Annotated in this window: 28 protein-coding genes, 2 tRNA genes and 1 pseudogene; 23 read left to right on the top strand and 8 right to left on the bottom strand. The window is 69.9% G+C overall.

The genetic code is table 11. The annotated features are described in order from the left end of the window. Nucleotides 1-9 precede the first annotated feature (9 nt). Nucleotides 10-942, top strand: a complete 933-nt coding sequence (locus ABN273_RS31855) for a DUF2218 domain-containing protein (protein WP_349452769.1) — start codon at nt 10-12, stop codon at nt 940-942. A 49-nt stretch (nt 943-991) separates the two neighbouring features. On the opposite strand, the gene ABN273_RS31850 is transcribed toward ABN273_RS31855, so the two are convergent. Together ABN273_RS31850 and ABN273_RS31845 are read right to left on the bottom strand one after the other, a co-directional pair. After that, the gene (locus ABN273_RS31850; protein ID WP_349452768.1) at nt 992-1,924 is read right to left on the bottom strand and encodes an aminoglycoside phosphotransferase family protein; all 933 of its coding nucleotides are present in this window, start codon (nt 1,922-1,924) and stop codon (nt 992-994) included. A gap of 74 nt (nt 1,925-1,998) precedes the next feature. Further along, the gene (locus ABN273_RS31845; RefSeq protein WP_349452767.1) at nt 1,999-2,769 is read right to left on the bottom strand and encodes a sulfite exporter TauE/SafE family protein; all 771 of its coding nucleotides are present in this window, start codon (nt 2,767-2,769) and stop codon (nt 1,999-2,001) included. A gap of 348 nt (nt 2,770-3,117) precedes the next feature. Between ABN273_RS31845 and ABN273_RS31840 the strand changes: the two genes are divergently transcribed. Beyond that, nucleotides 3,118-3,504, top strand: a complete 387-nt coding sequence (locus ABN273_RS31840; RefSeq protein ID WP_349452766.1) for a hypothetical protein — start codon at nt 3,118-3,120, stop codon at nt 3,502-3,504. Further along, on the top strand, nt 3,489-4,352 hold the full coding sequence (locus ABN273_RS31835; protein WP_349452765.1) for an HTTM domain-containing protein: 864 nt from the start codon (nt 3,489-3,491) through the stop codon (nt 4,350-4,352). The genes ABN273_RS31840 and ABN273_RS31835 overlap by 16 nt, the downstream gene beginning before the upstream one ends. Here ABN273_RS31835 and ABN273_RS31830 read toward each other — a convergent pair. Further along, nucleotides 4,248-4,631, bottom strand: coding sequence for a thiol-disulfide oxidoreductase DCC family protein (locus ABN273_RS31830; protein WP_349452764.1), 384 nt, complete (start codon nt 4,629-4,631; stop codon nt 4,248-4,250). The genes ABN273_RS31835 and ABN273_RS31830 overlap by 105 nt on opposite strands. A gap of 173 nt (nt 4,632-4,804) precedes the next feature. Between ABN273_RS31830 and lepB the strand changes: the two genes are divergently transcribed. The 6 genes from lepB (at nt 4,805) to ABN273_RS31800 (ending at nt 11,439) form a co-directional block, all read left to right on the top strand. After that, nucleotides 4,805-5,260 carry a signal peptidase I gene (lepB, locus tag ABN273_RS31825; protein WP_349452763.1) on the top strand — a complete coding sequence of 152 codons (456 nt, stop codon included), beginning with the start codon at nt 4,805-4,807 and terminating at the stop codon, nt 5,258-5,260. A gap of 10 nt (nt 5,261-5,270) precedes the next feature. Further along, the gene (locus tag ABN273_RS31820) at nt 5,271-8,156 is read left to right on the top strand and encodes an AfsR/SARP family transcriptional regulator (protein WP_349452762.1); all 2,886 of its coding nucleotides are present in this window, start codon (nt 5,271-5,273) and stop codon (nt 8,154-8,156) included. A gap of 74 nt (nt 8,157-8,230) precedes the next feature. Beyond that, nucleotides 8,231-8,425 carry a hypothetical protein gene (locus ABN273_RS31815; RefSeq protein WP_349452761.1) on the top strand — a complete coding sequence of 65 codons (195 nt, stop codon included), beginning with the start codon at nt 8,231-8,233 and terminating at the stop codon, nt 8,423-8,425. A 67-nt stretch (nt 8,426-8,492) separates the two neighbouring features. Beyond that, on the top strand, nt 8,493-9,014 hold the full coding sequence (locus tag ABN273_RS31810) for a MauE/DoxX family redox-associated membrane protein (RefSeq protein WP_349452760.1): 522 nt from the start codon (nt 8,493-8,495) through the stop codon (nt 9,012-9,014). A 14-nt stretch (nt 9,015-9,028) separates the two neighbouring features. Further along, nucleotides 9,029-9,529: a hypothetical protein gene (locus ABN273_RS31805; RefSeq protein ID WP_349452759.1), complete on the top strand. Its 501-nt coding sequence runs from the start codon at nt 9,029-9,031 to the stop codon at nt 9,527-9,529. After that, nucleotides 9,526-11,439, top strand: a complete 1,914-nt coding sequence (locus tag ABN273_RS31800; RefSeq protein WP_349452758.1) for an ABC transporter ATP-binding protein — start codon at nt 9,526-9,528, stop codon at nt 11,437-11,439. Before ABN273_RS31805 ends, ABN273_RS31800 begins: the two co-directional genes overlap by 4 nt. Here the strand turns inward: ABN273_RS31800 and ABN273_RS31795 are convergent. Genes ABN273_RS31795 through ABN273_RS31785 form a run of 3 tightly spaced genes read right to left on the bottom strand, consistent with a single transcriptional unit; the run spans nt 11,436 to nt 13,617 of the window. After that, the gene (locus ABN273_RS31795) at nt 11,436-11,939 is read right to left on the bottom strand and encodes an NUDIX hydrolase (protein WP_349452757.1); all 504 of its coding nucleotides are present in this window, start codon (nt 11,937-11,939) and stop codon (nt 11,436-11,438) included. The two genes, ABN273_RS31800 and ABN273_RS31795, sit on opposite strands and share 4 nt — an antisense overlap. A 12-nt stretch (nt 11,940-11,951) precedes the next feature. After that, nucleotides 11,952-12,695 carry an ABC transporter permease gene (locus ABN273_RS31790; protein ID WP_349452756.1) on the bottom strand — a complete coding sequence of 248 codons (744 nt, stop codon included), beginning with the start codon at nt 12,693-12,695 and terminating at the stop codon, nt 11,952-11,954. After that, a complete protein-coding gene (locus ABN273_RS31785) occupies nt 12,676-13,617 on the bottom strand; it encodes an ATP-binding cassette domain-containing protein (protein WP_349452755.1) in 942 nt (313 codons plus the stop codon). Before ABN273_RS31785 ends, ABN273_RS31790 begins: the two co-directional genes overlap by 20 nt. Nucleotides 13,618-13,635: 18 nt before the next feature. Between ABN273_RS31785 and ABN273_RS31780 the strand changes: the two genes are divergently transcribed. From ABN273_RS31780 to ABN273_RS31720, 13 genes are all read left to right on the top strand, one after another. After that, on the top strand, nt 13,636-13,842 hold the full coding sequence (locus ABN273_RS31780) for a hypothetical protein (RefSeq protein ID WP_349452754.1): 207 nt from the start codon (nt 13,636-13,638) through the stop codon (nt 13,840-13,842). A gap of 14 nt (nt 13,843-13,856) precedes the next feature. Further along, on the top strand, nt 13,857-14,399 hold the full coding sequence (locus ABN273_RS31775) for a P-loop nucleotide/nucleoside kinase family protein (RefSeq protein ID WP_349452753.1): 543 nt from the start codon (nt 13,857-13,859) through the stop codon (nt 14,397-14,399). Nucleotides 14,400-14,449: 50 nt separating this feature from the next. Beyond that, entirely contained in the window at nt 14,450-15,412 is a 963-nt protein-coding gene (locus ABN273_RS31770; protein WP_349452752.1) for a GH25 family lysozyme, read from the top strand. Between the two features lie 75 nt (nt 15,413-15,487). Next, complete coding sequence (locus ABN273_RS31765; RefSeq protein WP_349452751.1) at nt 15,488-16,015, top strand: C40 family peptidase; 528 nt, start codon at nt 15,488-15,490, stop codon at nt 16,013-16,015. A 72-nt stretch (nt 16,016-16,087) separates the two neighbouring features. Further along, a complete protein-coding gene (locus ABN273_RS31760) occupies nt 16,088-16,318 on the top strand; it encodes a transposase (RefSeq protein WP_349452750.1) in 231 nt (76 codons plus the stop codon). A gap of 39 nt (nt 16,319-16,357) precedes the next feature. Then, a tRNA-Thr gene (locus tag ABN273_RS31755) sits at nt 16,358-16,430 on the top strand. A gap of 393 nt (nt 16,431-16,823) precedes the next feature. Further along, nucleotides 16,824-16,897, top strand: a tRNA-Met gene (locus ABN273_RS31750). A 71-nt stretch (nt 16,898-16,968) separates the two neighbouring features. Next, nucleotides 16,969-17,133, top strand: coding sequence for a 50S ribosomal protein L33 (rpmG, locus tag ABN273_RS31745; RefSeq protein ID WP_019632658.1), 165 nt, complete (start codon nt 16,969-16,971; stop codon nt 17,131-17,133). A 243-nt stretch (nt 17,134-17,376) separates the two neighbouring features. Beyond that, nucleotides 17,377-17,826: a MaoC family dehydratase N-terminal domain-containing protein gene (locus tag ABN273_RS31740; protein ID WP_349452749.1), complete on the top strand. Its 450-nt coding sequence runs from the start codon at nt 17,377-17,379 to the stop codon at nt 17,824-17,826. Nucleotide 17,827: 1 nt separating this feature from the next. Continuing rightward, a complete protein-coding gene (locus tag ABN273_RS31735; RefSeq protein WP_349452748.1) occupies nt 17,828-18,256 on the top strand; it encodes a MaoC family dehydratase in 429 nt (142 codons plus the stop codon). A 100-nt stretch (nt 18,257-18,356) separates the two neighbouring features. After that, nucleotides 18,357-19,397 (top strand): hypothetical protein, encoded by a 1,041-nt coding sequence (locus ABN273_RS31730; protein WP_349452747.1) that lies wholly within the window; start codon nt 18,357-18,359, stop codon nt 19,395-19,397. Between the two features lie 11 nt (nt 19,398-19,408). After that, the gene (locus ABN273_RS31725) at nt 19,409-20,446 is read left to right on the top strand and encodes a UDP-N-acetylmuramate dehydrogenase (RefSeq protein WP_349452746.1); all 1,038 of its coding nucleotides are present in this window, start codon (nt 19,409-19,411) and stop codon (nt 20,444-20,446) included. Between the two features lie 223 nt (nt 20,447-20,669). Further along, entirely contained in the window at nt 20,670-21,236 is a 567-nt protein-coding gene (locus ABN273_RS31720; RefSeq protein ID WP_349452745.1) for a TMEM165/GDT1 family protein, read from the top strand. Nucleotides 21,237-21,263: 27 nt separating this feature from the next. On the opposite strand, the gene ABN273_RS31715 is transcribed toward ABN273_RS31720, so the two are convergent. Together ABN273_RS31715 and ABN273_RS31710 are read right to left on the bottom strand one after the other, a co-directional pair. Further along, nucleotides 21,264-24,116 (bottom strand): ATP-binding protein, encoded by a 2,853-nt coding sequence (locus tag ABN273_RS31715; RefSeq protein WP_349452744.1) that lies wholly within the window; start codon nt 24,114-24,116, stop codon nt 21,264-21,266. A gap of 115 nt (nt 24,117-24,231) precedes the next feature. Next, nucleotides 24,232-24,378: a hypothetical protein gene (locus ABN273_RS31710; RefSeq protein ID WP_349452743.1), complete on the bottom strand. Its 147-nt coding sequence runs from the start codon at nt 24,376-24,378 to the stop codon at nt 24,232-24,234. 186 nt (nt 24,379-24,564) lie between these two features. On the opposite strand from ABN273_RS31710, the pseudogene ABN273_RS31705 reads away from it, so the two are divergent. Continuing rightward, a pseudogene (locus tag ABN273_RS31705) lies at nt 24,565-24,702 on the top strand (deoxyribose-phosphate aldolase); the annotation flags it as partial.

The following is a 24,702-nucleotide window of genomic DNA, read 5'->3' as shown; positions in this document are numbered from 1 at the left end:
GCGGTTGGCATGGCAATCTCTGCGGCACTGGTGACGACGGCCCGCGGACCTCGCTACATCAAGCAGCTGGTCTCCCACATGGGCCACAAGGTCACGACAGAGCTGGACGACTCGGGGCGCGGGACCATCACGCTGGGCCACGGCCAGTGCGTCCTCACCCCCGAAGCCGGATATTTCACGATGACGGCCACAGCCGACACCCCGGAACAGCTCGAGCACGTACAGGACGTCGTCACCCGCCACCTGCTCCGCTTCGCCACCCAGGAGGAGCTCGAGGTGGTGTGGTCGCCCCTGGCGGACCTCGTGCACCCGGCCGTCGCCGGCTACACGCTCACCCACACCACGCCGGCTGATGCCATGCTCCGCGAGCTCGCCGCCGAGACCAACGAGGCCACCGGCGGCGCGGCCCTCATGCAGATCACCCACGACGAGGGCGCGCTGCTGACCATGCTCGCCCAGCTCACCGGCGCCCGGCGCGCCATCGAGGTCGGCGTCTTCACCGGGTACTCCTCGATCTGCATCGCCCGTGGGCTGCCCGCTGACGGACACCTCCTGGCCCTGGACGTCAGCGACGAATGGACCGCCATCGCGGTCCGCTACTGGAACAAGGCAGGGGTGTCCGATCGGATCGAGCTGCGGCTGGGTCCCGCCCTGGACAGCCTCCGCGCCCTCCCCGCCACAGCCGACTACGACTTCGCCTTCATCGACGCCGACAAGGAGAACTACGCCGCGTACTACGAGGAGATCCTCCTCCGCCTGCGCCCCGGCGGCGTCATCGTGCTTGACAACGTCCTGCAGGGCGGGCGTGTCCTGGACCCGGTCCACCAGGAGCCGCGCCACGTGATCATGCGCGGGCTCAACGACCTCGTGGCCGGTGACGACCGGGTGGACGCCGTGATGCTGCCGCTCCGCGACGGCGTCACGATCATCCGCAAGCGCTGACCCACCTTCCAGAGGCACGGCCAAGGAGCCGGCGGAGTCGCGCGGAAGCCTACGGGTGTTCCGTGAGCAGCTCCGCCAGGCGGTCTGCGAATTCGGTGAGCCAGTCCAATCGTGGTCCACTGCGGGCAATACGGAATCCGTGGCGGCGACCCCAGAACGTAGCCCGGACGGCATGGAACTGGGCCCAACGCTGCGCGCGTTCGCGATCGAGTTCCGCGGCCTCGGCGAAGACGTCGAGCGTACGGTGGAGGGCCTTGCGCAGGTCGTCCGCTTCGAGGAGGGTCAGCGCCCGCGACTTGAGCAGCGTGCCGCCGTCGTACGCGGGGTCGCCCACATGCCCCTTGGGATCGACGGCCAGCCACGGCTCGCGGTCGGCGCGCAGGATGTTCCCGGCGTGGAGGTCGCCGTGGATGAGGGTGTCCGGCTGGACGCGCCCCAGCTCGCGGACGGTCGCCACGGCGGCGTCCACCACATGACGCGACAGCGTGTGCGTCAACTCCTCGGCATCCTTGCGCAACCGCTCCTCCCAGGCGTCGGCCTGCTCCCGCAGCCGGGGCAGGCCAGGCGGTGCGGGGACGGCCAGCCGGAGACTGATCCGCCCGGCGACCGTCAGAACCTCGTCGCCGTCTTCGACCTTCGCCAGGGTCGACGTCCGGACGCGCTCCAGCAGCATGGCGAAACGCTCGTCGTCGCGCTCGTACAGCAGAACGGCTCCGCGCCCACCCCACGCCGCGAATGCGTCAGGTTCATGGACGTTGCCGGGGTGCGGAAACGACACCTTCAGCACAGCCGTACCCTCGGCCCGCCGTCGCACTGGGACGATGACGCCCACGCCCCCGTGCCCGACCTCGCCGTCCGGCACGCACTCCCAGCGCTCCAGCAGCTCTTCCACGATCCCGGGCAGTTCCGCGATCCACGCCGCTCCTGGCTCGCCTTCGCGTTCGATGGTGCTCCGCGCGAACGCCTCTGGTATCCGGATCATTCCGGCGCCTTACGCGCCGGCCGCACGCTCATGTGGCCGGGAGGCGAAACCTGCCGGTCCAGGTGTGGGCCGGCTCAGCGGACGAGCAGATGAATGATGGCGAGGCCGCCGACCGTCACGATGAGGGCGCGTAGGGCCGCGGGACTGAAGCGACGGCCGAGCGCGGCTCCGGCATGGCCGCCCAGGGCGGAGCCGGCCGCGATGAGCGCGACGGCGGTCCAGTCGTAGTGCGCGACGAACAGGAAGAAGATCGCGGCGACGGCGTTGACCACGGCGGCGAGGACGTTCTTGATCGCATTGAGGCGTTGCAGGGTCTCGTCGAGGAGAAGGCCCATCAGGGACACGTAGATGATCCCTTGAGCGGCGGCGAAGTAGCCGCCGTAGACGCTGGCGAGCATGAGGCCGGCAAAGAGCAGGGGGCCGCCGTCGTGGCGGGCCGGACCGCTGGTCGTGTCGCGGCGGCGGTCACGCAGCTTCCTGCTGAGGAGCGGTTGCAGGAGCACCAGGACGAGGGCGAGGCCCACCAGGGCGGGCACGATCTTGTCGAACGCATTGGCAGGCAGCGTCACCAGGAGCACGGCGCCCGCGAGGCCGCCGATCAGGGCGGCGAGGCCCAGTCTCAGGATGAGCCGGCGCTGGCCACGGAGTTCTCGCCGGTAGCCGATGGCGCCGCTGATGGAGCCGGGAATGACGCCGAGGGCGTTGGAGACCACGGCGGTCACCGGTGGGAGGCCGACGGCGAGCAGAACGGGGAAGGTGATGAGGGTGCCGGAGCCGACAACGGTGTTGACGGCGCCCGCGCCGACGCCCGCCGCGAAGACGGCCAGCATCTCCCACACTGTCACGTTCGCCCCTTCCTCCCGAATCGGGCCAGTGCCCCGACAAGTTCTACAGCACCCCCAACGACAAGGGCGGGGTGCCCCAGGGCCGACGCTAGACGGGAAATACTTCGACGCTCAACGAAGGATCGTGTCTCGAGCGGCGCCGGCGCGGCCGTGGAATATGCGCCTTCTTGGGATTAATGTTCTTTGATTGCGGTTTGTCCGCTTATGGAGCGGATAGGCCATAGGCCCCTCTATGGTGATATATACGGATTGGCGGCAATCAGGGCTTTCGTTCTGCTAGCTTTGCGGCGCATGGGGGCAACACTTTCAAGGGGAAGTAAGGCGGGGCGGTTAATCGCGGCGGGAACTGTGCTCGTCGCGCTCGGCTACGGAACGGTCGCAGGCGATGACGATCTGTTCCCATTTGGGCCTATGGTGCAATATGCCTTCAGTATTCCGCCTGATGGGGAGATCAAATCGCTCTTCATGGAGGCGGAGACCGCGGCGGGCGCGAGGTTCGAGGTTCCCATCGAGCCGTCATACGTCGGCATCCGCCGCGCCGAACTAGAGGGCCAGCTGACCCGATATATCAACAATCCGGCGCTACTTCAGGAAATGGCCGAGGCATATGCCCGGCTCCACCCGAAGGCTCCGCGTCTGACGAAACTTCATGTCATCACCAAGGTGATCACGCTGAGGGACCGGCGCCCGGCGTGGACCCGCAACGTTGTGAGGGTGTCATGGTCGGTGCGCTGAAGCGTTGGTGGTTTCCCCCGATCCCCCTGCGGCGGATCGACGTCCTCCGGGTCATCGTCTATCTGTTCCTGCCCCTGGACATGCTGTTGTTCACCGGCAGCGTGTGGGGGCACACGCAGGCCACGTCCGTCTATCAGCCGGTCCTCCTGGCGCGTCTGCTCCACTTACCGGGGGCGACCCAGGCGCTGGTCTACCCGCTGTTCGCGATCGTCGTCGTCGCGGCACTGATCGCGGCGACCGGCCGGCTGCCCCGCGCGGCGGGGTTCGTGGCGGCGCTCGGCTATCTGCAGTGGGCCATGCTCGCCATGTCGTACGGCAAGGTCGACCACGACCACCTCGCACTGATCGTGGCCCTCTTCGTGCTGCCCACGGTGGGCCGGACCAGCGAGGAGGCGGCAGGGTGGGCGGTGCGCTGCGTGCAGATCGCGGTCGTGGCCACCTATTTCCTGTCCGCGTACGCGAAGATCCGCCACGGCGGATGGGAGTGGCCGAACGGCGCCACCTTCCAATGGGCGATCGCCCGCCGTGGCACGTTCTTCGGTCACTTCGTGGCGGACATCCCAGGCGCGCTCCTCATCGGCCAGTGGCTCGTCCTGCTTGCCGAGACGGTCTCGCCGGTCGTGTTGTTCGTGCGTGGCCGCGCGCTGTACACGGGTGTGGCCTTCTTCCTCGGCTTCCACCTGATGACGTGGGCGGTGATCACGATCCACTTCCTGCCGCACGTGATCTGCCTGGCCGCGTTCCTACCGCTGGAGCGTCTGCCCATCGCTGGGAAGCGCGCACGCCGGGGTGCCGCCGGGCAGGCGGCTCCGGTTGTTCGCGGTGAGCCGGTAGAGCCCGTGCCCTAGCCAGCGCATCGGCGGCAGCCGCAGGACCAGTCCCAGCGGGCTCCACGGCAACCCGGCGTCGATCAGCAGCTTGGCCACCGCCTGGGCGCCGCCGTACACGCCGCGTTCGGAGATCCACAGCAGCTCGTACTGGGCGCGCTCACGCGTCACGCCGAGTTCGGCGAGGTCGGCGAACTGCCAGGCCGTGATCCGCGCCCGGGTCCGCATACGCCGCTGGATGAACCGGACGCACATCGTGCAGAATCCACAGTCTCCGTCGAAGACGAGTACGGGTCCCATGGGACAGACTGTACGCGCTGCCTCCCGGCGGGCACTCAACTCAGGTACCGCGTCACGATCGTGACGATTGAGGCCATTCCCTACGACCGAGCTTGGTTGACAGCCGCGAGAGCCAGCGGAGATCTTTACCTGTTAAAGATCACCTTCCCTGGGGGTCGGCGGTGGAAGAGCGGATGAAGCTGATCAGCATGGGGTTGCTCGCCGGTGTCGTCGTGGCGGCGGCCGGCGCCTTGGTGGCCCGTCGGCGCTACGTGGTGGTCACCGTGGAGGGAATGAGCATGGCCCCGACACTCAACGACGGCGACCGGGTGCTCGTCCGGCGGCGCCAGATCGACCAGGTGTCCAGAGGCGATGTCGTGGTGCTCGAGCCGCCGCTGGATCCCGCCGGGCAGTTCATGCCCGGACCGCCCGGGGCGGACGGCCGGCACTGGAACATCAAGCGGGCCGTCGCCCTGCCGGGAGACCCGGTGCCGCCGGGGATCGACGCAGATGGGGACCGCGTGCCCGCGGGTGCGCTGGTGGTCTACGGCGACAACCCCGACAGTGTCGACTCGCGGCAGCGCGGCTTCTTCGAGGCCGATCGCCTGCTCGGGGTCGCGCTGCGACGGTTGGGCGGGTCGGCCCTGTAGGCGGCGCGACATGAAGTTCCGGCTTCTCGGGCCGCTGCGGGTCGAGGACGGCGGCTCGCCGGCGCCGATCACAGCGCCCAAGCAACGAACCGTGCTCGCCATGCTGCTCGCCCGGGCAGGCCACGTCGTCCCGATCCGGTCACTGGTGGCGGAGGTCTGGGACGACCAGCCGCCCCGCTCCGCCGTGGCGAACTTGCGTACCTACCTCATGCGGCTGCGCAAGCTGGTGCCCCCCGCCGCGGACCCGGCCGTCGAGCGCCTGGTCACTTCGGACGCCGGTTACCTGTTGCGGGTCGAGCCCGAGGAGTTCGATCTCTTCCAGTTCGAGGCGCTGTCCGCGCACGGTCGCCAGGCGCTGGCCAGGCGCGATCTCAGTGCCGCTCTGGACGCCTACACCCGGGCTCTCGCGCTGTGGCAGGGGATGCCGGCCGAGGACGTGCCGCTGGGGCCGACCCTGCGGGAGGTGGTCGCCCGCCTCAGCGACCACTACCTGAGCGTGGTGGAGGAGCACGCGGAGATCCAGCTCGCCCTCGGCAGGTACGCGACCGTGGCCTCCCGGCTGCGCGAGGTGATCGGGCAGTACCCGCTGCGCGAGCGGCTGTACGGCCAGCTCATGGTGGCCCTGTACCAGAGCGGCGACGTGGTCGGCGCGCTGGACGCGTTCGGGGCGGCCCGCCGTGTCCTCGCCGACGAGCTGGGCATCGACCCGGGCCCCGACCTGCGTAGATTGCAGCAGTCGATCCTGCGCAGGGACTCCACCCTCCTGTCGGAGGAACCCGTCGACGACGGGCGGCCCCGGCCACGTCAGCTTCCACGGGCGCCGACCGTGTTCGTGGGCCGCTCGGCCGAACTCGCCCGGATCCACACCGTGCTGAACGCCGATGCGGGGCCGCCCGTGCTGGCACTGCACGGCCCCGGCGGGGTCGGCAAGTCGACGCTCGCCTTGAAGGCGGCCTACCGGGTGGCCGACCGGTACCCCGACGGCCACCTCTACGTCGACCTGCAGGGGTCGACGCCGGGCCTGTCGCCGTTGCGCTCCGCCGAGGTGCTCGGCCGATTCCTGCGCGCTCTCGGGGTGCCTCCAGGCGAGGTTCCCGCGGCGCCGGCGGAGGCGGCCGCCCTCTACCAGTCGCTGCTGGCGGACCGGCGCGTCCTGGTGGTACTCGACAACGCCGTCGGCGCCGCCCAGGTGGCCCCCTTGCTGCCGGCGGGCGGCGGCTGCGCGGCGCTGGTCACCAGCCGGACGGCGCTCACCACGCTGGACGCCGTACCGATCGCCGTGGAGCTGCTCGACGAGGAGCAGTCGGTGCGGATGCTGGCGTTGCTGGCCGGGCAGGGGCGAGTGGCCGCCGAGGCGGAGGCGGCGGCCGAGATCGCGCGCTGGTGCTGCCGCCATCCGCTTGCGTTACGCATCGCCGGCGCCCGCCTCGCGGGCCGGCCGGACTGGTCGCTCGCGAGCTTCAACGAGCGCCTGGGCAACCAGCAGCGGCGGCTGGACGAGCTGCAGGCGGCCGACCTGCGCCTCCGCTCCTGCTTCGAGGTCGGCTACGCGACCCTGACGAGCACCGCGAGGACCGCCTTCCGCCTGTTCGGCGTGCTGGAGGTGCCGGAGGTGGGCGTCGAGCTGACCGCAGCGCTGGTCGACGCCGACCAGAAGGCCGCAGAGGCGGCGCTCGACGAGCTGGTCGAGGCGCGCCTGATCGAGCCGGTCGGCAAGAGCCGGTTCCGCATGCACGACCTGCTGCGGCTCTTCGCGGCGGAGCTGGCCGCCGCCCATGATCCGCCGAAGGAACTGGCCCTGGCCGTGGGGCGGGCCCTGGACTGGTACCTCGGCCTCTGCCGTCAGATGCGCGATCTGCTGCAGCCGCACCTGAGACCCGGCGGCGAGAACAGGCAGAGCCGGCGCGACCCCGGCCTGGTCCTGCGCGACCCCGCCGCGGCGGTGCGATGGCTGGATGTGGAGCTGCGGTGCCTGGTCGCGGCCGCCGTCCAGGCCGCGCGCGGTGAACCTGACGTGGCGCGCTTCGCCATCGAGCTGATGACCCTGGTCAAGGCCATGGCGATGAAGAGCGGCTACTGGCGCGAGCTCGAGACCATCGCGCGGCTCGCCATCGAGGTGGCGCGGCGCGACGGCGACCGCGCCGCGGAGGCGGCCACGCTCGCGACACTGGGGCTCCTGGAATGGCGGGCCGGCCAGGTCCAGGAGGCCGACAGCCTGCTGCGGCGGGCTCCCGAGCTCTGGCGCGACCTGGGCGACCGCGAGGAGGAAGGCATGGCGCTGCACAACCTCGGCTGGCTGCGCATGCAGACCGGCGATCTCAGCGCGGCACTCGGCCATATCAGCGCGAGCCTGCGGCTGCTCAAGGCGCACGGGTCGAAACGCGTCGGACTGGTCAGCCACAACCTGGGCGAGGTCCTGCTCCAGCTGGGCAGGTACACCGAGGCGGCCGATCGCTTCGAACGGTGCCTGACGGTCCGCAAGGCCGATCGCGACCTGGCCGGCGAGAGCATCACACTGGCGGCACTCGGCCGTGCCTACTGCCTGCTCGACCACCGGGACAAGGCGCTGGCCGCGCTGGATGAGGCGCTGGCCCGCTGCGAGCAGACCGGCAACAGGGAGGACGAGTGGGAGGTGCTGCTCAGCAGGTCCGAGATCCGGCTGCGGTGCGGTGTCCCCGCCGCGGCCGAAGCCGACCTGGCCAGGGCCATGGAGCTGACCGCCCAGATCGGTGACGCGTACGGCTACGCCGCCTGCACCCGCCAGCTCGCCAGGGCCCGCGCGGCGTCGGGCGATCCGCGTGCCGCGGAGGACGCCCGAAGGGCCGAGGAGCTCTTCGCGGATCCGGCGATGCGGCGGGATCCGGTGCTGGAGAGGCTGCTCACCGCCCAGGTATAGAGCGGCTGTATCGGCCGCTGTATCTCCCCCGAATAGCGTTTCGGCCTGACCGCATCGCTACACAAGGAGCGAACATGACTGCTGTCTTGGGCAAGCTCGGCGACAGGATTCTCGACCGGCTGGTGCCGAAGGCGTCCGCCAAGGCGGCCGCCGAGTGGTACGTGCACTGCTACTGCAGGGAGCGTTCCGACTTCAGGAAGATCTGCACGACCGCCGGCGGCACGACCCGCTGCGGGTCCTGCTACGCGTTCAGAATCTGCGGTGGCTAGGTAGCACACGCGAGCCGGCGGCGGGCGTCCACCGCCGCCGCCGGCCCCCGAACACGAGGGTGACGACGTGCTGTATCTCATGATCACGTGCCGGGCGCTGCTGGCCGCCGTCTTCGCGGTCGCGATCGCGGGGAAGGTCCGCGGCCGGTCGGCGTACGACGAGTACGTGTCCTCGATCGTGGTCCTCGGGATCCTGCCGCGAACCGTGTCCGCCATGGCCGCGCACGCCCTGGTGGCGGCGGAGGCCGCGGCGGTCGTCCTGCTGGCGCTCCCGTGGACCGCACCGCTGGGGTTCGCGGCCGCCGTGGGGACGCTCGCCGTACTGACCGGCGGCATCCTCGCCGCCCTGCGCCGGGGGCGGCAGGCGCCATGCCGGTGCTTCGGCGCGTCCGTCACGCCGCTCGGCCGGCCACACGTGATCCGCAATCTCGTCCTGTTGACGGCCGGCGGCATCGGGCTCGCCGCCTGGGCCGTAGCTGGTGCGTCCCCGGCGCATCCGGCCGGTGTCGCGCTCGCGCTCGTCGCCGCCGCCGTGGGCGCTCTGCTCGTGGTGCGCCTCGACGACCTGTTGGAGCTGTTCACCGCCTGAATAGGGGTTGTCCGATGCCTTTTCTGATCGCCGCTGTCGTGCTGGTCGGCATGCTGTGCCTGTTCGACCTGGTGCTCACGCTGGCCGTGCTGCGCCGGCTCCGTGAGCACACAGCCGAGCTGCAGCGCCTCGCGGGGACGTCGACGACGCTCATGCCGTACGATCCCGGCGTGCTGGTCGGGCGCACGCTCCCGCAGGACATGGCCGGGCCGCGGCTCGTGGGGTTCTTCGACGTCAGCTGCGACACCTGTCACGAACGCGCGCCGCAGTTCGCGGTGGAGGCCAAGGACCAGACCGCCCTGGCGGTCATCGCCGGCGACGCAGATGAGGCCGGCGACCTGATCGAAGTGCTGGGCGGCGTGGCGGGCGTCGTCACGGGCGATGACGCGCTCCGCATCGTGCACGCTCTCGGCATCCAGGCGTTCCCGACGTTCCTGAGGGCCGACCAGGACGGCAGGATCGTGGCCGCCGACACGGATCTGGACGACCTCGCCGCCGTGGTGCCGGCGACGTGACCGAGCCCCCGGACGCCGAGCGCGGCCCGCTGCGGCGCGCCGCGACCCTGGCGCTGCTGTGCTGGCAGGCCGGGCCGGTGCTGGCGGCGTCCCAGCTGGGGGCCACGGTTCTGTCCGGCCTGCTGCCCACGGGCACCGTGTGGGCGACCAAGATGCTGGTCGACGGGCTGACGACGGGCCAGCCGGAACGCGTGCTGCCGCCGGTCGCAGGACTCGTCGTGCTGGGGCTGGTCGCGGGGGTGCTGCCGCACCTGACCGGCTACCTGCGGGCCGAGTCGGACCGCCGGCTGGACCTGTTGCTGCAGGAACGCCTGTACGCGCGGGTGAACGAGTTCCACGGCCTGTCCCGGTTCGAGAACCCGGTGTTCCTCGACGAACTGCGCATGGCCGCGCAGGCGACGGGCAACGCGATGGGGCCGATCACCTCGGGCCTGTTCGACCTCGGACGCAACGTCATCTCCCTCGCCGGGCTCCTCGTCGCCCTCGCCGTGCTGAGCCCGCTCATGGCGGGCCTGGTGGCGCTCGCGGCGCTGCCCATCCTCGCGGCGCGGATGTCCCTGGAGAAGCGGCGGATCAAGATGATCGCCGGGCAGTCCGCAGCGGCTCGGCGGCAGATCTTCTACTCCTCCCTGATCACCGATGTGGAGGCCGCCAAGGAGGTCCGGCTCTTCGGGCTCGGCGACTTCCTCAAGCGCCGGATACTCGGCGAGCTGGCCGTCGTGCAGGCAGGAGAGCGGCGGCTGGACCGGCGGGAGGCGTTCACGCAGTCGGCGCTCGCGGCGCTCTCCGCCGCGGTCAGCGGCGCCGGGCTGCTCTGGGCGGTGTACTCAGCCCTGGCCGGCCGGCTCACTCTCGGCGACGTGACCGCTTTCGCCGCCGCCGTGGCCGGGACACAGTCCGCGCTGGTCGCCACCGTGGACAACGCCGCGAACGCACGCCAGGCGCTGCTCCTCTTCGCCCACCACGAACGGGTGATGGCACTGCCCGGCGACCTGCCGACGCCCGGGGAGCCGGCGGCGCTGCCCGCGCTGCGCCGCGGCATCGAGCTCCGCGACGTGTGGTTCAGGTACGACGAGAGCCATCCCTGGGTGCTGCGAGGGGTGGACCTGACGATCCCCCACGGCGCCTCCGTCGCGCTGGTGGGACTCAACGGAGCCGGCAAGAGCACGCTGATCAAGCTGCTGTGCCGCTTCTACGATCCGTCCCGCGGCGCGATCCTCTGGGACGGCATCGACATCCGCGACGTGCCACCCGCCGAGCTGCGCGCCAGGATGGGCGTGCTGTTCCAGGACTACATGAGCTACGACCTGACCGCGGCGGAGAACATCGGCGTGGGCGAGATCGAGGCTATGTCCGACCGCGCCAGGATCCAGGCCGCCGCCGAGATGGCGGGCGCGCACGAAACCGTCAAGGCACTGCCCCGGGGCTACGACACCATGCTCAGCCGCATCTTCTTCGGCCCCGAGGACGACGACCCGCAGGCCGGCGTGATGCTCTCCGGAGGCCAGTGGCAACGCCTGGCCCTGGCCCGCGCGCTGGTGCGCGAGCGCCGCGACCTGCTCATCCTCGACGAGCCCAGCTCCGGCCTGGACGCGCAGGCCGAGTACGAGATCCATCGGCGGCTGCGGGAGCACCGCGCGGGCCGCACCAGCCTGCTGGTCTCCCACCGGCTCGGGGCGGTCCGCGACGCGGACCTGATCGTGGTGCTCGGCGACGGCCGGATCGTCGAGCAGGGGACACACCAGGAGCTCATCTCCATGGGCAACCGGTACGCCCACCTGTTCGACACCCAGGCCAGCGGCTACCGGGAGGGCGCCGATGCCGCCCAGCCCGCCTCCTGCCACGGCCACCACGTAGGCCGGTTCGCGCACGGTGAGCTCGGCGGTGAGCAGGTGGGCGGCGGGTTCTAGAGCGGGCCCGCTCCGTCCAGGAGGGACAGCCAGGTGCGGTCGGGGCAGAGCCGGTTGATCTCGGACGGCGGCAGCCAGGCCGCGCTGCTGCTCTCCGAGCCCGCCGGTGGCCGGGTCGGCGGGCCCGGGTGGGGGAGACGGACCCTGAACATCGCCATGTACGTCAGAGGCGGGTAACGGTAGTCGGCGGGGGCGGCGTCCAGGAGCTCGATGCGCTGCCAGGCGAAGTGGGACAGGGCGGAAACGGGCAGGCGCAGGCCGGTCTCTTCATACAGCTCCCGGGCCGCGGCTTCGCTCGCCGTTTCGCCGGGTTCGAGGTGGCCGCCGGGGATGTCCCAGCCGCGGCCCTCCTTGTCCACGCAGGTCATGAGGGTTCTGCCGGTCTGGTCCGAGACGAAGGCGAACGCCGACGTGGTCTTGTCCAGGGGCGGGAGCTTCTGGGAGCGGACCACGTCGAGCCGGTGCCGTACGGGGATCCAGGGGACCGTCAGATGAGTCACCCCTCAAGGGTCTCAGACGCCCTGGCGCATGGCGCGGTTGCCCAGATACAGGCCGATCGCGGCTATCGCGCAGGCGGCGACGGTGCCGTAGAGGATCGAGGGGCTTGTCAGGTTGCCGGCGAAGAGTGCTCTCTGGGCGTCGACGACGTACGTGACCGGGTTGACGTACCCGAGCCCGCGTAGCCAGGCCGGGGCCGTCTCCATGGGGAGCAGCACCCCGGACAGGAGCAGCAGCGGGAAGAGGACCGACTGGCTGACGATGTAGAAGAGCGTGCCGCTGGGCGCCGACTTGATGGCCAGGACGAACGAGAACGCGCCCAGGCCGACGCTGAAGACGATCAGCTGGGCCAGGCCGGCCAGGACGCCGGCCACATGCAGGTCGAAGCCCAGGGGGAGGGCCAGAAGCACGATCAGCACGGCTTGCGCCAGGAGCACGACCATGGCCTTCATGGTGCGGCCCACCAGCATCGCCGTGCGGTTGAGCGGGGTGACCAGCATGCGTTCCATCGAGCCGCCGATCAGCTCGACCAGCAGCGTGTAGCCGGCGCCCATGGGGCCCGTCAGGCACATCATGACCAGGATCCCCGGCACGAACCACTGCCACGACGACCCGACGGCCCCATCGAGCTGCGACCCGAACAGGAACAGGAACAGCAGCGGCTGCCCCATCTCGAAGAGCAGGCCGACGGGCTCGCGCACGACCGGCCTGAACTCGCGGCTGAAGACGGTGGCGGTGTCACGCAGGAATGTCGTCATCGGTGAGGCTTCTCCCGGTAAGAGCGAGGAACACGTCGTCGAGGGTCGGACGGGCGGTCTCAGCGGTGATGACCTTGATGCCGGAGCCGTCCAGGGTTCTGAGGTGGTCGGGGAGGGCCGCGGCCGCGTTGGGGACCCGTAGGCGCACGGTCGTGCCCTCCGCGCTGCCTCCGCCGATCCCGGCGGCCCTGCGCGCCTCCTCCTCCGTGCTGGTGGTGATCGTGATGTGGTCGCCGGCCAGGTCGTTCTTGAGCTGCTCGGCGGTGCCGTCCGCGATGATCCGGCCGTTGTCGATGATCACCACGCGTTCGGCCATGTTGTCGGCTTCCTCCAGGTAGTGGGTGGTCAGAACCAGAGTCGTCCCGTACGCCTTCCGCAGCCGGAGGATGTGCTGCCAGATGTCCGCACGGCTCTTCGGATCGAGGCCGGTCGAGGGCTCGTCCAGGAACAGCAGGTCGGGCCGGTGGATGAGGCCGAGCGCGATGTCCAGGCGGCGGCGCTGGCCGCCCGAGAGCGTGCCTGGCGCCCGCCGGGCCAGCGGCGTGAGATCGAGCAGGTCGAGCAGCTCGTCGGCACGAGTTGCGGCCTGCTTGGCGGTGAGGCCGTAGCAGCGGCCCTGGGTGACGAGCTCGTCGCGGACGCGGAAGCTCTCTCCCGCACTGTTGCGCTGGCCCACGTAGCCGATACGGGCGCGCACGCCCGCCGGGTGCTTGGCCACGTCGTGACCCGCCACCGTGGCGGTGCCCGAGGTGGGCGGCAGGAGGGTGGTGAGCATGCGCAGCGTGGTGGACTTGCCCGCGCCGTTCGGGCCGAGGAAGGCGACCAGCTGGCCTTCCTCCACGTCCAGGTCGATGCCGCGTACGGCTTCCACCCGCTCCTTTTTGACTTTGAACACTCGGGTCAGTCCCCGGGCATGGATCATGGTCGCCCTCCTCCGGGCATGGCGAAGAAACCCCTGGTCGGGGGCGCGATTGAGGATCGAACCAAGTTTGCGCAGCCCAAATCCGCTTTGGCAAACGCGAACATGACGTTCATAAACCGCCACTACCTGCGAAAACGCCGTCTCGCGCCGTTGCCGCTGACGGCGAATTTCAGGGGGCTGAGGTGCGGTTTTCCGGTTGCCTGGAAGATTTTCGGCCGCTTCTGACACCATGCTGGGCCATGTGCCGATTGGTGGTGCTGGTGAACGGGTTGCCCGGGGCGGGCAAGACCACGCTCGCGCGGGAACTGGGACGGGCGCTCGGCCTGCCGGTCTTCAGCAAGGACGACCTCAAGGAGACGCTGGCCGACATGCTCGAACGGCCTCCCGGGGTGGCGGAGCGGGAGTGGAGCAGGCGGCTGGGCACCGCCGCCGGGGAGAGTCTGTGGACGCTGCTTGCGAGCGCCGGGCGTGGCGCGGTGCTGGAAAGCCCGTGGCTGGCGCCGCTGCGGCCGGTGGTGCTCGCCGGGCTGGAGCGGGCCGGCGTCCAGGCGGCGACGGAGGTGCGCGAGGTCTGGTGCGAGGTGCCGCCCGAGCTGGCCAGGCGCCGGTACGAGCGGCGGGTGCGGCACGCGATACACGGCGACGCCGAGCTCGGCGACGAGCGGTGGCATGAGTGGGTGGCAGGGGCACGGCCGTTGGGCCTCGGGGCGGTCTATTGCGTCGATACGTCGAAAGCAGTGGATATTTCGGGACTTGCGGCGCTGTGTGCGGCTCCGCAATGATCTGCCGCGTGAAACGTCTTTGGTTATTCGCGGTAATTGCCGCCTTAGGGATGGGCGGGGTCGCCGAGGCGGCCGATGGCGTTCCCGGGGTCGACGTCAGTAACTGGACGGGCGACGTCGACTGGGAAAGCGTGGCCTCACGGGGCGGGAAGTTCGCGTTCGTCCAGGCCACCGAGGGAACGAACTACCGGAACCCGCGTTTTGACGCGCAGTACGGCGGCGCCGCGAACGCGGGGCTGGTCCGGGGGGCATATCACTTTGCGCAGCCGCACGAATCCGACGGGGCAGCCCAGGCCGACTATTTCCTCCAGAACGGCGGCAACTGGACCAGCGACGGCCAAACACTCCCGGGAGTGCTCGATATCGAGGACAACCCGTACAAGGACAAGAACGGCAAGAACAACTGCTATGACCTGTCCACCGAGGACATGGTCACCTGGATCAAGGACTTCACCAAGAAGTACCGTGAGGCGACCGGCCGCCACGCGATCATCTACACCACCACGAGCTGGTGGCAGACCTGCACGGGCAACTCCGGCAAGCTCAAGTCCAACCCCCTCTGGATCGCCCGCTGGGGCGACGATCCCGGCGGGCTGCCGAAGAGCTGGAAGAGGCACACGTTCTGGCAGTCGGCCGACAAGGGCACGCTGGCCGGCGGCCAGAACTCGTTCAACGGCTCCGAGTCCCGGCTGAAGGAGTTGGCCAACCCGCCGGCCGAGGTCACGGTCTCAGGGGCGGCCAGGAACAGGAAGTCGTACACGGTGACCGTCTCGAACACGGGCCCGCACCCCGTCAAGGACGTGAAGGTGTCGGGGCGGACGTTCGGCGGGCAGCGCGTGGTGAAGGCGCCCGGGTGCAAGTTCAGCGGTACGGCGGTGCTGTGCCGGGTCGGGGAGCTGGCGCGGGGGCAGAAGGTGACGTTCACGATCACCACCAAGCCGTCCAGGTCGAAGGGCACGGTCGGGATGTACGTCACGGTGGGGTCGGTGAAGCTCACCCTCAAGGCCGGATGAAACCCCCAAATCGGCATAAATCGGCATAAGGCATGATGGATTCCTGGGAGCCGTGGAGAGCTGTCGGGGGTCGGGATGAGGCGGTGGCGATCGGCGGCCGTGGTGGCGGTGCTGGTCCTGGCGGGCGCCACGGCCTCCGTGCCACTCGGGCGGCACGTGCCGGCGAAGATCGTGCGGATCGCGTACCAGATCGAGCAGCGCGGGATCGTGTACTCGTGGGGCGGCGGCCATGGCGCGGAGCCGGGGCCGTCGACCGGGACCTGCGAGGGTTATCGGGGGAAGATCAGGCCCTGCTCGGCCGCGCGGACGCGCGGGCTCGACTGCTCGGGGTTCGCGCGGTGGGTGTACGCGCTGGCGCACGGGTCGGATGTGCTGGGGCCGGGGAACACCAATGATCACGTACGGCGGATGCGCAGGGTCTCGGCGGCCATGCCCGGGGATCTGGTCTTCTTCGGGAAAATGACCAAAAGGGGAGTTAAAACGCACCATGTAGGCATCTATCTCGGTGGCGGGAAGATGATGGACGCCCCCGAGACCGGTGCCGTGGTGCGCGTCGACGACATCGCGTGGAAGAAGGACTTCGCGGGCTTCTATCGGCTCTGAACCGATTTGGTATGCCGGTAACGCGTGTGGCGTGGCAAAAATTGAGAGACCCGGCGGATACTCTGTGCCGCTATGGAAAGGCGATGGGTCGGCCTCGACGGATACGAGGTCGTGGGCTTGGTGCATGGCGGGCGGCAGGTGCTGCGGGTGCGCCGGCACGGGTGGGTGGTCGCCGACTGCACCTCTGTCGCGGAGGTCGCCGGGCACGTCGATCTGGCGGATCTGTGCGAGGTCATCGAGTTGCCGGTGCGGCGCCGGGCGGAGGAGTGCGCGGAGGCCAGAACGAGTTCGCATCATCGGTGAGTGCCGTGTATGGTTACACCTGTCCGCAGCGCCGGACAGGCCCCTATAGCTCAGTCGGCAGAGCGTCTCCATGGTAAGGAGAAGGTCAACGGTTCGATTCCGTTTGGGGGCTCGCATACTGATCAGGATGAACGCCCGACCCGCAGGAGCGCGGAGTCGGGCGTTTCCCGTTTCTGTGACTTCTCCGCGATGGCTCGCTCATCGAAGAGTGGCGCCGTAGTCATGGCCGGGATCACAGCACGCTCCTGGTGCGGGTGCCCTGTGATCTCCCGCGTGTGCGGGCGCTTGGGGTTTCGCGCCCCTCGCCGCTCGCTGCTACGCTGACCTTCGCCATGGCTTGAGGTGATCCGGGCCGTTCGGGGGTGGACGGCGCCGGCTGTTAATGGATTTCGGTTGTCGGGGGTTCCTGAGGCATACTGGGAGCACCCCACCCGTTCGGGCGAGTTACGAATGTGCTCGCCGCGTCGGGTATCCTCTACGGGGCTGGGATCCTTACCGGCCCAAAGGCGGAGTAGCTCAGTCAGGCAGAGCAAACGGCTCATAATCGTTGTGTCGCCGGTTCAAGTCCGGCCTCCGCTACTGCCCATCCCCAGGTCGACCGACCTGGGTACGGGCGTGTCCATGTCCCGAACGTAGAAAGGCACTCCCAAGTGGCTGCCACCGACGTTAGGCCGAAGATCACGCTGGCCTGCCAGGAGTGCAAGCACCGCAACTACATCACGCGGAAGAACCGGCGTAACGACCCGGATCGGCTTGAGCTGAAGAAGTACTGCCCCAACTGCCGCTGCCACCGCGCGCACCGCGAGACCCGCTAGGTCTCCGGGCAGGGCTTCCGCCCGGCTTGCCTCCCATATCGCACAACCGGCGTCCTGCCACGGGGCGCCGGTTTGTCGTGTCTGCATGTGGGTCCCGCCGCCTCACGACCCGGCCGCACTGCGGGGGTGATCGGGTGGGGCGAGAAGATCGGCAAAATCAAGATAATCAGCGGCGACAGCCGAACCTTGTTCTGTTACCGTCGGCCTCAGCAGCGCTCGTGGGAGACATACGAGGGAGCACTGATGGCCTTGAACCGTGACTTCGTGGGCAGGACCTATCCGCCCAGCGCCCCGTACGAGGTCTGCCGGGTGAAGATCAAGGAATTCGCGGCGGCGATCGGTGACAACAACCCGCTCTACCGGGACAAGGAGGCCGCCCAGGCCGCCGGGTACCCCGATGTGATCGCGCCGCCCACGTTCCCCATCGTGTTCAGCCTGCAGAGCGGCGGCGAGGCGCTGGTCGATCCCGACCTCGGGCTGAACCTCGCCATGGTCGTCCACGGCGAGCAGCGCTTCGAGTACGTGCGGCCGGTGTGCGCCGGGGACGAGCTCGTCATGACCGCGACGATCACCGACATCCGCACAGCCGGGCGCAACGAGCTGCTGACGATCAGGAGCGACGTGACGACCGTCGGTGGCGAGCCGGTCTGCGTGACCTACAACACGATCGTCGAGCGTGGAGGGGCCGGTTGAGATGACTGCCACGGTGAAGTACGACCAGGTGGAGGTCGGGCAGGAGATCCCGGCCGTGGACTACAACGTGCGCCGGCTCAACCTGGTGATGTATGCCGGGGCCTCGGGCGACTTCAACCAGATCCACTGGAACGAGCGGTTCGCCAAGATGGTGGGGCTGCCCGACGTGATCGCGCATGGGATGTACACGATGGCGCAGGCCGGGCGGTTCGTCACGGATTGGGTCGGGGATCCTGGGGCGGTCGTGGACTTCGGGGTGCGGTTCTCGTCCATGGTGGTCGTACCCGATGACGACCAGGGGGCGACCGTCACGGTGAGCGGGGTGGTGGAGGAGAAGCTCGAGGACAAGCAGGTGGTCATCGGGCTCACCGCCAAGTCGGGCGACGCGGAGGTGTTGTCCAAGGCCCGGGCGGTGGTCCAGCTGTCCTGACCGGGATGATATTCCGGGCGGGTATCGGGTAGCGCGTTTGCTTATGAAGGAAGCTGCGCGACAGGTCTGGCCCACGGTTCGATCGATTCCGGTCTCCGCCGTGACCGATGCCAAGCCGCCCGCGCACCTGCGGCCCCTGCGGGCCGGGCAGGTGGCGGGGAGCTCCGGCACCGGGCGGGACACGGCGGGCGGCGCGAGCGCCGGGACCGGGGCCGGAGAGAACACTGGGGCGACCGGGGTCGGGACGGCGGGGGTGCGGCCCAGAGGTGCCCATGCTCGGCTCAATCCCGCCGCCGAGCTGGGCTTCTCCGGGGACCCCAGCCAACAGGGCGACACGGGTGAGGCCATGGTGCACGCCCAGCGCACCTGGGACGGCACGCTGGCCACCAACCGTCTCGACGCGCTCGGCATCGACCTGGAACGTCAGCGCATGGAGACCAAGGACGTCACCGTCAGCGTGAGCCTGCTCGTCGACGGCTGGCCCGTGGACGTCAGGAAGAGCGTGCAGTCGGTCATCGACCACACGAACGCGCGGGTGCTCGCTCTCGACCTGGGCGACATCGAGGGCTCCGGCGGCGTGCTGGACGAGCTGGCCGACCGGTATCCGGACCGGATCGCCGTGTGGCACGTCACTGAGCTGCCGCACTGGCGAGGGGGCACGGCGACCTGGGGCGAGTGCCGTACCAAGCTGCTGCGGCTCGACGAGGCGGAAGTCCACGTGCTGATGGACACGGACATCGTGCTGCGCGGCGACGCGCTGACCCCGCTGGTCGCGGCCGTCGCGGAGGGCGCTGTGGCGGCCGGGTGGCGGGGCGTGGAGCTCGCCGAGGGCGCCCGGCGGGGCGTGGAGCTCGCGGAGGGCGCCCGGCGGCAGGCGGCGGAGCCGGGCAGGGCGCGGGCGCTCACCGGGGAGCTCATGGCCGTACGCCGGTCCGCGGCGCTGGGGGTGTTGCCCGAGGACGCCAACTACGGCAGGAACGCCGATCTGGAGCTCTCGCTCGCCCTCCACGGAGAGCTGGTCGTCCCCGAGGAGCCCCTGCCGGTGGCGCGCCTGGGAGCACACGACGTCGACGCCGACTACGAGGAACGGGAGTCCCGGCGCAACTACGACGCCGTGCTTCACATAATGGGCACCTCATAAGCTAGTTGCCCATGGAGATGCTTGCGCCGTACACCACGCTGCGCCTTGGCGGCCCCGCCCGCGACTTCGCCGAAGCGGATACGGCGGAACGCCTCGTGTCCCTGGTGGCCGAGGCGGACATGAACGCGGTGCCCACCCTGGTGCTCGGCGGGGGCAGCAACGTCGTGGTGTCCGACGAGGGGTTCGACGGGCTGGTCATCAAGGTCTCGACCCAGGGCGTGGCCGTCTCGCGCGACGGCGAGCAGGTGCTGATCACGGTCGAGGCGGGGGAGAACTGGGACCCGCTGGTCGCCCGCGCCGTGGCCGAGGGCTGGTCGGGCATCGAGTGCATGTCGGGGATCCCCGGGCTGGTCGGCTCGGCACCCATCCAGAACGTCGGCGCGTACGGCCAGGAAGTGTCCCAGACCGTCCGGTGCGTTCGTGCTTATGATCGCCGCACCCGGCAGGTGGTGGATCTGGAGGCGCGGCAGTGCCAGTTCTCCTACCGTGACAGCGCCTTCAAGCGCGACCTGGCGCGGTATGTGGTGCTGGCGGTGACGTACGCGCTGGAGATTTCGGAGAGGTCCGGCCCGGTGGCGTACGAGGAGCTGGCAAAGAGGCTGTCCACGGAGGTCGGCGGCCGGGTGCCGCTCGCGCAGGCCCGAGAGGCCGTGCTCGCGCTGCGGCGCGGCAAGGGCATGGTGCTCGACCCGGACGATCCCGACACGCGCAGCGCCGGCTCGTTCTTCACCAACCCCATCCTGCCGCCCGAGGAGGCGGAGGAGCTGGCGGCCCGCGCTCCTGGGCATCCGCGCTGGGAGCTGCCGGACGGGTCGGTCAAGGTGCCCGCCGCGTGGCTGATCGAGCAGGCGGGCTACCCGAAGGGGTACGAACGCGGGCCGGTACGCATCTCCACCAAGCACACCCTGGCGCTGACCAACCCCGACGGCGTCGCCACCACCGGTGACCTGCTCGCGCTGGCGAGGGAGGTCAGGGACGGGGTGCGGGAGAAGTTCGGGGTCACGCTGGTCAACGAGCCCGTGCTGGTCGGGTGCTCCCTGGCGGAATAGGCGCCCGACACGGGCTGTTATGGTTGGTTGGAATTACCGAGGGGGAGTAGTCCCAATCGCGTGATCGACACACTGGCGCTTCCCCGCGCCCGGTCACGCGGGCCTTCACGGGCGGACGAGACCTTCGGCCTGGTAGCCATCTGACAAGACGCTGCCGGGCCGAAGTCGTGCCCGAAAACTCCCCGGGTCCCGCTTCCGGCCCCGGCCGCGCGGAAGGGGATCGTTGGAAGCCTTCTGGATCAGTCTCGCCGCCATTTTCGTGGCCGAGCTGGGCGACAAGAGCCAGCTCATGGCGATGACGTTCGCAACCCGTTTCAAGATCTGGCCCGTGCTCGCGGGCATCACGATCGCCACGACCGTCGTGCACCTTCTCAGCGTCGCCGTGGGCGGCCTCATCGGGGACGCGTTGCCGACGACGGCCATCTCGGTGGTGGCGGGGCTGGCCTTTCTCGGGTTCGCCGGGTGGACGTTGCGCGGTGACGAGCTGACCGAGGACGAGGCGAAGAAGGCCCAGCGCACCACCAGGAACGCCCTGGTCGCGGTGACCGTGGCGTTCTTCCTGAGCGAGCTGGGCGACAAGACCATGCTGGCCACCATCACGCTGGCGACGCAGCACGGCTGGGTCGGCACCTGGATCGGCTCGACCGTCGGCATGGTGGCGGCGGACGCGCTGGCCATCCTGGTGGGACGGCTGCTGGGCAAGCACCTGCCGGAGAAGATCATCCGGTACGGGGCCGCCGCGGCGTTCGCGGTGTTCGGCGTCGTGCTGCTCGCCGAGGCGCTCGTCTGAGCCGGGTCGCCGGCTGAGGCGCGCGCCCTAAGAGGACAGCAGGGACAGCCGGTGGGCTGCGGCGGCGGCCTCGCCCCGGGTGGTGACGCCGAGCTTGCCCAGGATGTTGGACACGTGCACGCTCACTGTCTTCGCCGAGATGAACAGCTCGGCCGCGATGTCCCGGTTGGTCCTGCCCTGCGTCACCAGCCGCAGCACCTCGAGCTCGCGCGGCGTCAGGAGCTCGGAGGGCTCCTGTGCCGGCTGGACCCCGCCCACCCGGCGCGACAGGGCCTCGATCTCCTCGATCAGCGGGGTCGCGCGCAGGGCCTGGGCCAGCGGGAGCGCCACTTTCAGCCGGGCCGCCGCCCCCTCGCGGTCGCCCCCGCGGGCGCTCGCGGCGGCCGCCCGCAGCAGGGCCTTGGACTGGTTGTGCGGGCGGTTGAGCCGCTCCCAGGCCGCCGCCGCGGCGTCGAAGTCGCCGCTGTAGGACAGCCGGTACGCCTCTGCGACCGGCCCGATGACCGACAGCTCGGCCGCCACCTCGGCGGCGTGCTCGCGTACCGTCGCCGCCCTGTCGGGCTCGATGGCCTCGGTGGCGTCGCAGACCACGCGGAGCAGGGCGAGCAGCCGCCAGCTCAGCATGGCCTTGCTCGACTGCGGGTGGGCCAGCACCCGCTCGGCCACGGCCAGCGCCGCCCCCGGCTCGCCCCGGAGCAGGTGCCAGCCGATGTGCAGGCGGGCGTTGCTGATGATGTCCTGGACGAACTCCTCCGGGCGGTCCTTCAGCACGCCGACTTCGGACAGGATGCCCTCGACGAGCTGCACCTCACCCCTGGCCAGCGCGATGTCGGCGCGCGTGCGCAGCATGGTGTATCTGTTGCGCAGGACGGGGCCGTGGCTGAGCGCGCCTTCGATGATCTCGATGGCCTCGTCCCAGCGGCCGAGCGACTCCAGCACCTCGGCCCAGTTGTTCTTGATGAACAGGCCGCTGCCGCGCAGCCTGCCGTATTTCTTGGCCAGCTTCCAGCCGTGCTGGGCCAGGCGCAGCGCCTCCTCGTGGCGGCCCATGTCGATCAGCGCGTCGATGTTGTTGCCGATCGCCCTCGTGATCAGGCGGCCCGAGCCCTCCGCCGTGCCGATCGCCAGCGCCTGCTCGTTGAGGGCGATGGTGGACTCGATCTCGCCGTTGAGCGAGTGGCCGAGCGCCCGGTTCATCAGCAGGTCGGCTTCGAGACAACGGTCGCCGTGCTCCCTTACCAGGTGCAGGCCCTCGGCGATCAGCTCGTTCGCCTCCGCGATCTCGCCTCTCAGCATGAGATGGCGGCTCAGCACCGTGACGACGTCGCCCCGGTCGAGGCCGTCCTCGGGCACGAGCCGCAGCGCGTGCCTGAGGTCCTCGATGACGCCGAGCTGGCCCTTGGAGTTCTTGAACGCGGCCCGCCGCACGATGAGCTGCGCGACGCGGACCGGCTCCTTCGACTCGTCCAGCTGCGACAGGGCGGCCTTGACGAACTTCGCGCCTTTGTCCACGTCGCCGCCGGAGTTCGCGGCCTCGGAGGCCCGTTCCAGCACGGCGGTGTGGTCGGCCCCGATGAGCTCAGGCGCGTCGGGCACCCGGTCCCAGAGCATGAGCACGCGTTCGAGTAGCGGGACGGCCTCGGTGTAGGCGAACGCCTTGAACGACTTCTGCGCCGCCTCCCACGCGGAGATCAGCGCCCAGGTGTCGTTGCGGGCGCCGTACCAGTGGTGTGCCAGCTCGACGGCGGCGCGGCCGGGCGGGACGAGCCCGCGGTCCTTGGAGATCTCCTCGGCGAACCTGGCGTGCAGGCGCTGGTGCTCGCCGGGCAGCAGCTCGTCGTGCACGGCCTCGCGGATGAGGGAGTGCCTGAAGACGTACGCGCGGTTGTCGGCGATCTGCAGGACGTTGCCCGCGATGGCGGGGCGCAGCGCGGTCTCCAGCTCGACGTCGGACAGGCCGCTCACGGCGGCCAGCAGCTTGTGGCTGACCCGGATGCCGCCGGCGGCGGCGACGCGCAGCACGCGCTGGGTCTCCTCGGGCAGCCGCTCGACGGAGTTGAGAATGAGGTCCTGCAGGGACTCGGGGAACGTGCAGTCCTCGCCGCCCTCCAGCATGGCCTCCACGAACAGCGGGATGCCCTCGCTGCTCTCGTAGACCTTCTGGACCTTGGCGTATTCAGGCACCACGCCGAGGATGCCGGCCATCTGCTGGGCGACCTCGTCCCTCGACAGGCGGGGCAGGTCGAGCCGGTGCACGCCGTTGACCCTGCCCAGCTCGGCGAGGACCGGCCTGAGCGGGTGCTGGCGGTGCAGGTCGTCGGAGCGGTAGGTCATGAGGATCAGCACCTGCGGGGCGTGCAGGTTGCGGCTGAGGAAGGCGATGAGGTCGCGGCTGGACCGGTCGGCCCAGTGGATGTCCTCGATGACGAGGACGGTGGGACGGACGGCGGCGAGGCGCTCGAGGAGGGTGAGGAACTGTTCGAAGAGCCGGGCGCGACCGGTGTCGGTCTCACCGTCGCCGCTCGGCTCGCCGAACTCGGGCAGCAGCCGGGCCAGATCGCGCTCGGCCCCGTCCGGCAGCAGCCCGGCGACGGCGGCCGGTCCCTGCTCCCTGACGAGCTGCCGGAGCGCGGCGGTGAACGGCGCGTAGGCCAGGCCCTCCGTGGACAGCTCCACGCACCCGCCGAACAGCACGTGCGCGCCGCCGGCCTGGCACTGCTCGGCGAAACGCTGGACGAGCCTGGTCTTGCCGACCCCGGCCTCGCCGCCGAGCAGGACGGACGTCACCGTGCCTTTTCGTGCCTCGTCGAAGCTTTCAGACAGAGCCGCCAGCTCCTCTTCCCGCCCGACGAAGACAGGACTGACAGAACGTCCCCGCATGTCATCCAGCATGTCATGCCCGTTCGATTACTTTCGACGCTTTTATGGGACTGCCTTTAAGGAGGCATCGAGGCCCGGCCACAAGGGAGGTGGCGGCCGGGCTCTCGTGGGGTGGTCATGAGGAACGACGCTTGCCGAAGACCGAGCGGCGCTCGGCCTTGTTGGCCTGCTCCGCCTCGCGTACGAGCCGGTGCTCGGCGGCGGCCTTGCGCAGCTCTCGCATGGTGCTCTTCATGAGCTCGTACTCAAGCTCGTGGTGCATGGGGTGTCTCCTGAAATTTCGTGCTTCTTGCTGACACCTTTAAGACTCGGGCTAAGGCCCCGCCTCCCACATCGGGTGGATGCCTTATCTCCGGCGCGGAGCCGCGTACGCCATGCCCTAGGCATGGGCGCCAGGGGTCTAAGGCGGTCCGGTTTGGAGCTCTAGGGCGTGGTCGGCGATGCTGTGATGGTGTCAACTGTGACTACCTCGCTCGCGGACGTGACGTCTTCGGAGACGGCGTTGCGAGCTTTCCTGCATGGCCTGCCCGGGGTTGACCGGGTGGGCGCGGACCAGCGGGCGGCGATGCTGGGCACCCGTTCGATC

Source organism: Nonomuraea sp. B19D2, assembly GCF_040137845.1.
In the GTDB taxonomy this organism is placed as follows: domain Bacteria; phylum Actinomycetota; class Actinomycetes; order Streptosporangiales; family Streptosporangiaceae; genus Nonomuraea.
Note: the sequence above shows the minus strand (reverse complement) of the source record. Positions and strands in the feature narration are given on the sequence as shown.

Coding starts and splice junctions, on each gene's coding strand:
- ABN273_RS31855 (WP_349452769.1), top strand. CDS start 10: ATGGCAATCTCTGCGGCACTGGTGACGACGGCCCGCGGACCTCGCTAC.
- ABN273_RS31850 (WP_349452768.1), bottom strand. CDS start 1,924: ATGATCCGGATACCAGAGGCGTTCGCGCGGAGCACCATCGAACGCGAA.
- ABN273_RS31835 (WP_349452765.1), top strand. CDS start 3,489: ATGGTCGGTGCGCTGAAGCGTTGGTGGTTTCCCCCGATCCCCCTGCGG.
- ABN273_RS31830 (WP_349452764.1), bottom strand. CDS start 4,631: ATGGGACCCGTACTCGTCTTCGACGGAGACTGTGGATTCTGCACGATG.
- lepB (WP_349452763.1), top strand. CDS start 4,805: ATGAAGCTGATCAGCATGGGGTTGCTCGCCGGTGTCGTCGTGGCGGCG.
- ABN273_RS31820 (WP_349452762.1), top strand. CDS start 5,271: ATGAAGTTCCGGCTTCTCGGGCCGCTGCGGGTCGAGGACGGCGGCTCG.
- ABN273_RS31815 (WP_349452761.1), top strand. CDS start 8,231: ATGACTGCTGTCTTGGGCAAGCTCGGCGACAGGATTCTCGACCGGCTG.
- ABN273_RS31805 (WP_349452759.1), top strand. CDS start 9,029: ATGCCTTTTCTGATCGCCGCTGTCGTGCTGGTCGGCATGCTGTGCCTG.
- ABN273_RS31790 (WP_349452756.1), bottom strand. CDS start 12,695: ATGACGACATTCCTGCGTGACACCGCCACCGTCTTCAGCCGCGAGTTC.
- ABN273_RS31785 (WP_349452755.1), bottom strand. CDS start 13,617: ATGATCCATGCCCGGGGACTGACCCGAGTGTTCAAAGTCAAAAAGGAG.
- ABN273_RS31780 (WP_349452754.1), top strand. CDS start 13,636: ATGGCGAAGAAACCCCTGGTCGGGGGCGCGATTGAGGATCGAACCAAG.
- ABN273_RS31775 (WP_349452753.1), top strand. CDS start 13,857: ATGTGCCGATTGGTGGTGCTGGTGAACGGGTTGCCCGGGGCGGGCAAG.
- ABN273_RS31770 (WP_349452752.1), top strand. CDS start 14,450: ATGGGCGGGGTCGCCGAGGCGGCCGATGGCGTTCCCGGGGTCGACGTC.
- ABN273_RS31765 (WP_349452751.1), top strand. CDS start 15,488: ATGAGGCGGTGGCGATCGGCGGCCGTGGTGGCGGTGCTGGTCCTGGCG.
- ABN273_RS31760 (WP_349452750.1), top strand. CDS start 16,088: ATGGAAAGGCGATGGGTCGGCCTCGACGGATACGAGGTCGTGGGCTTG.
- ABN273_RS31740 (WP_349452749.1), top strand. CDS start 17,377: ATGGCCTTGAACCGTGACTTCGTGGGCAGGACCTATCCGCCCAGCGCC.
- ABN273_RS31735 (WP_349452748.1), top strand. CDS start 17,828: ATGACTGCCACGGTGAAGTACGACCAGGTGGAGGTCGGGCAGGAGATC.
- ABN273_RS31725 (WP_349452746.1), top strand. CDS start 19,409: ATGGAGATGCTTGCGCCGTACACCACGCTGCGCCTTGGCGGCCCCGCC.
- ABN273_RS31715 (WP_349452744.1), bottom strand. CDS start 24,116: ATGCGGGGACGTTCTGTCAGTCCTGTCTTCGTCGGGCGGGAAGAGGAG.
- ABN273_RS31710 (WP_349452743.1), bottom strand. CDS start 24,378: ATGCACCACGAGCTTGAGTACGAGCTCATGAAGAGCACCATGCGAGAG.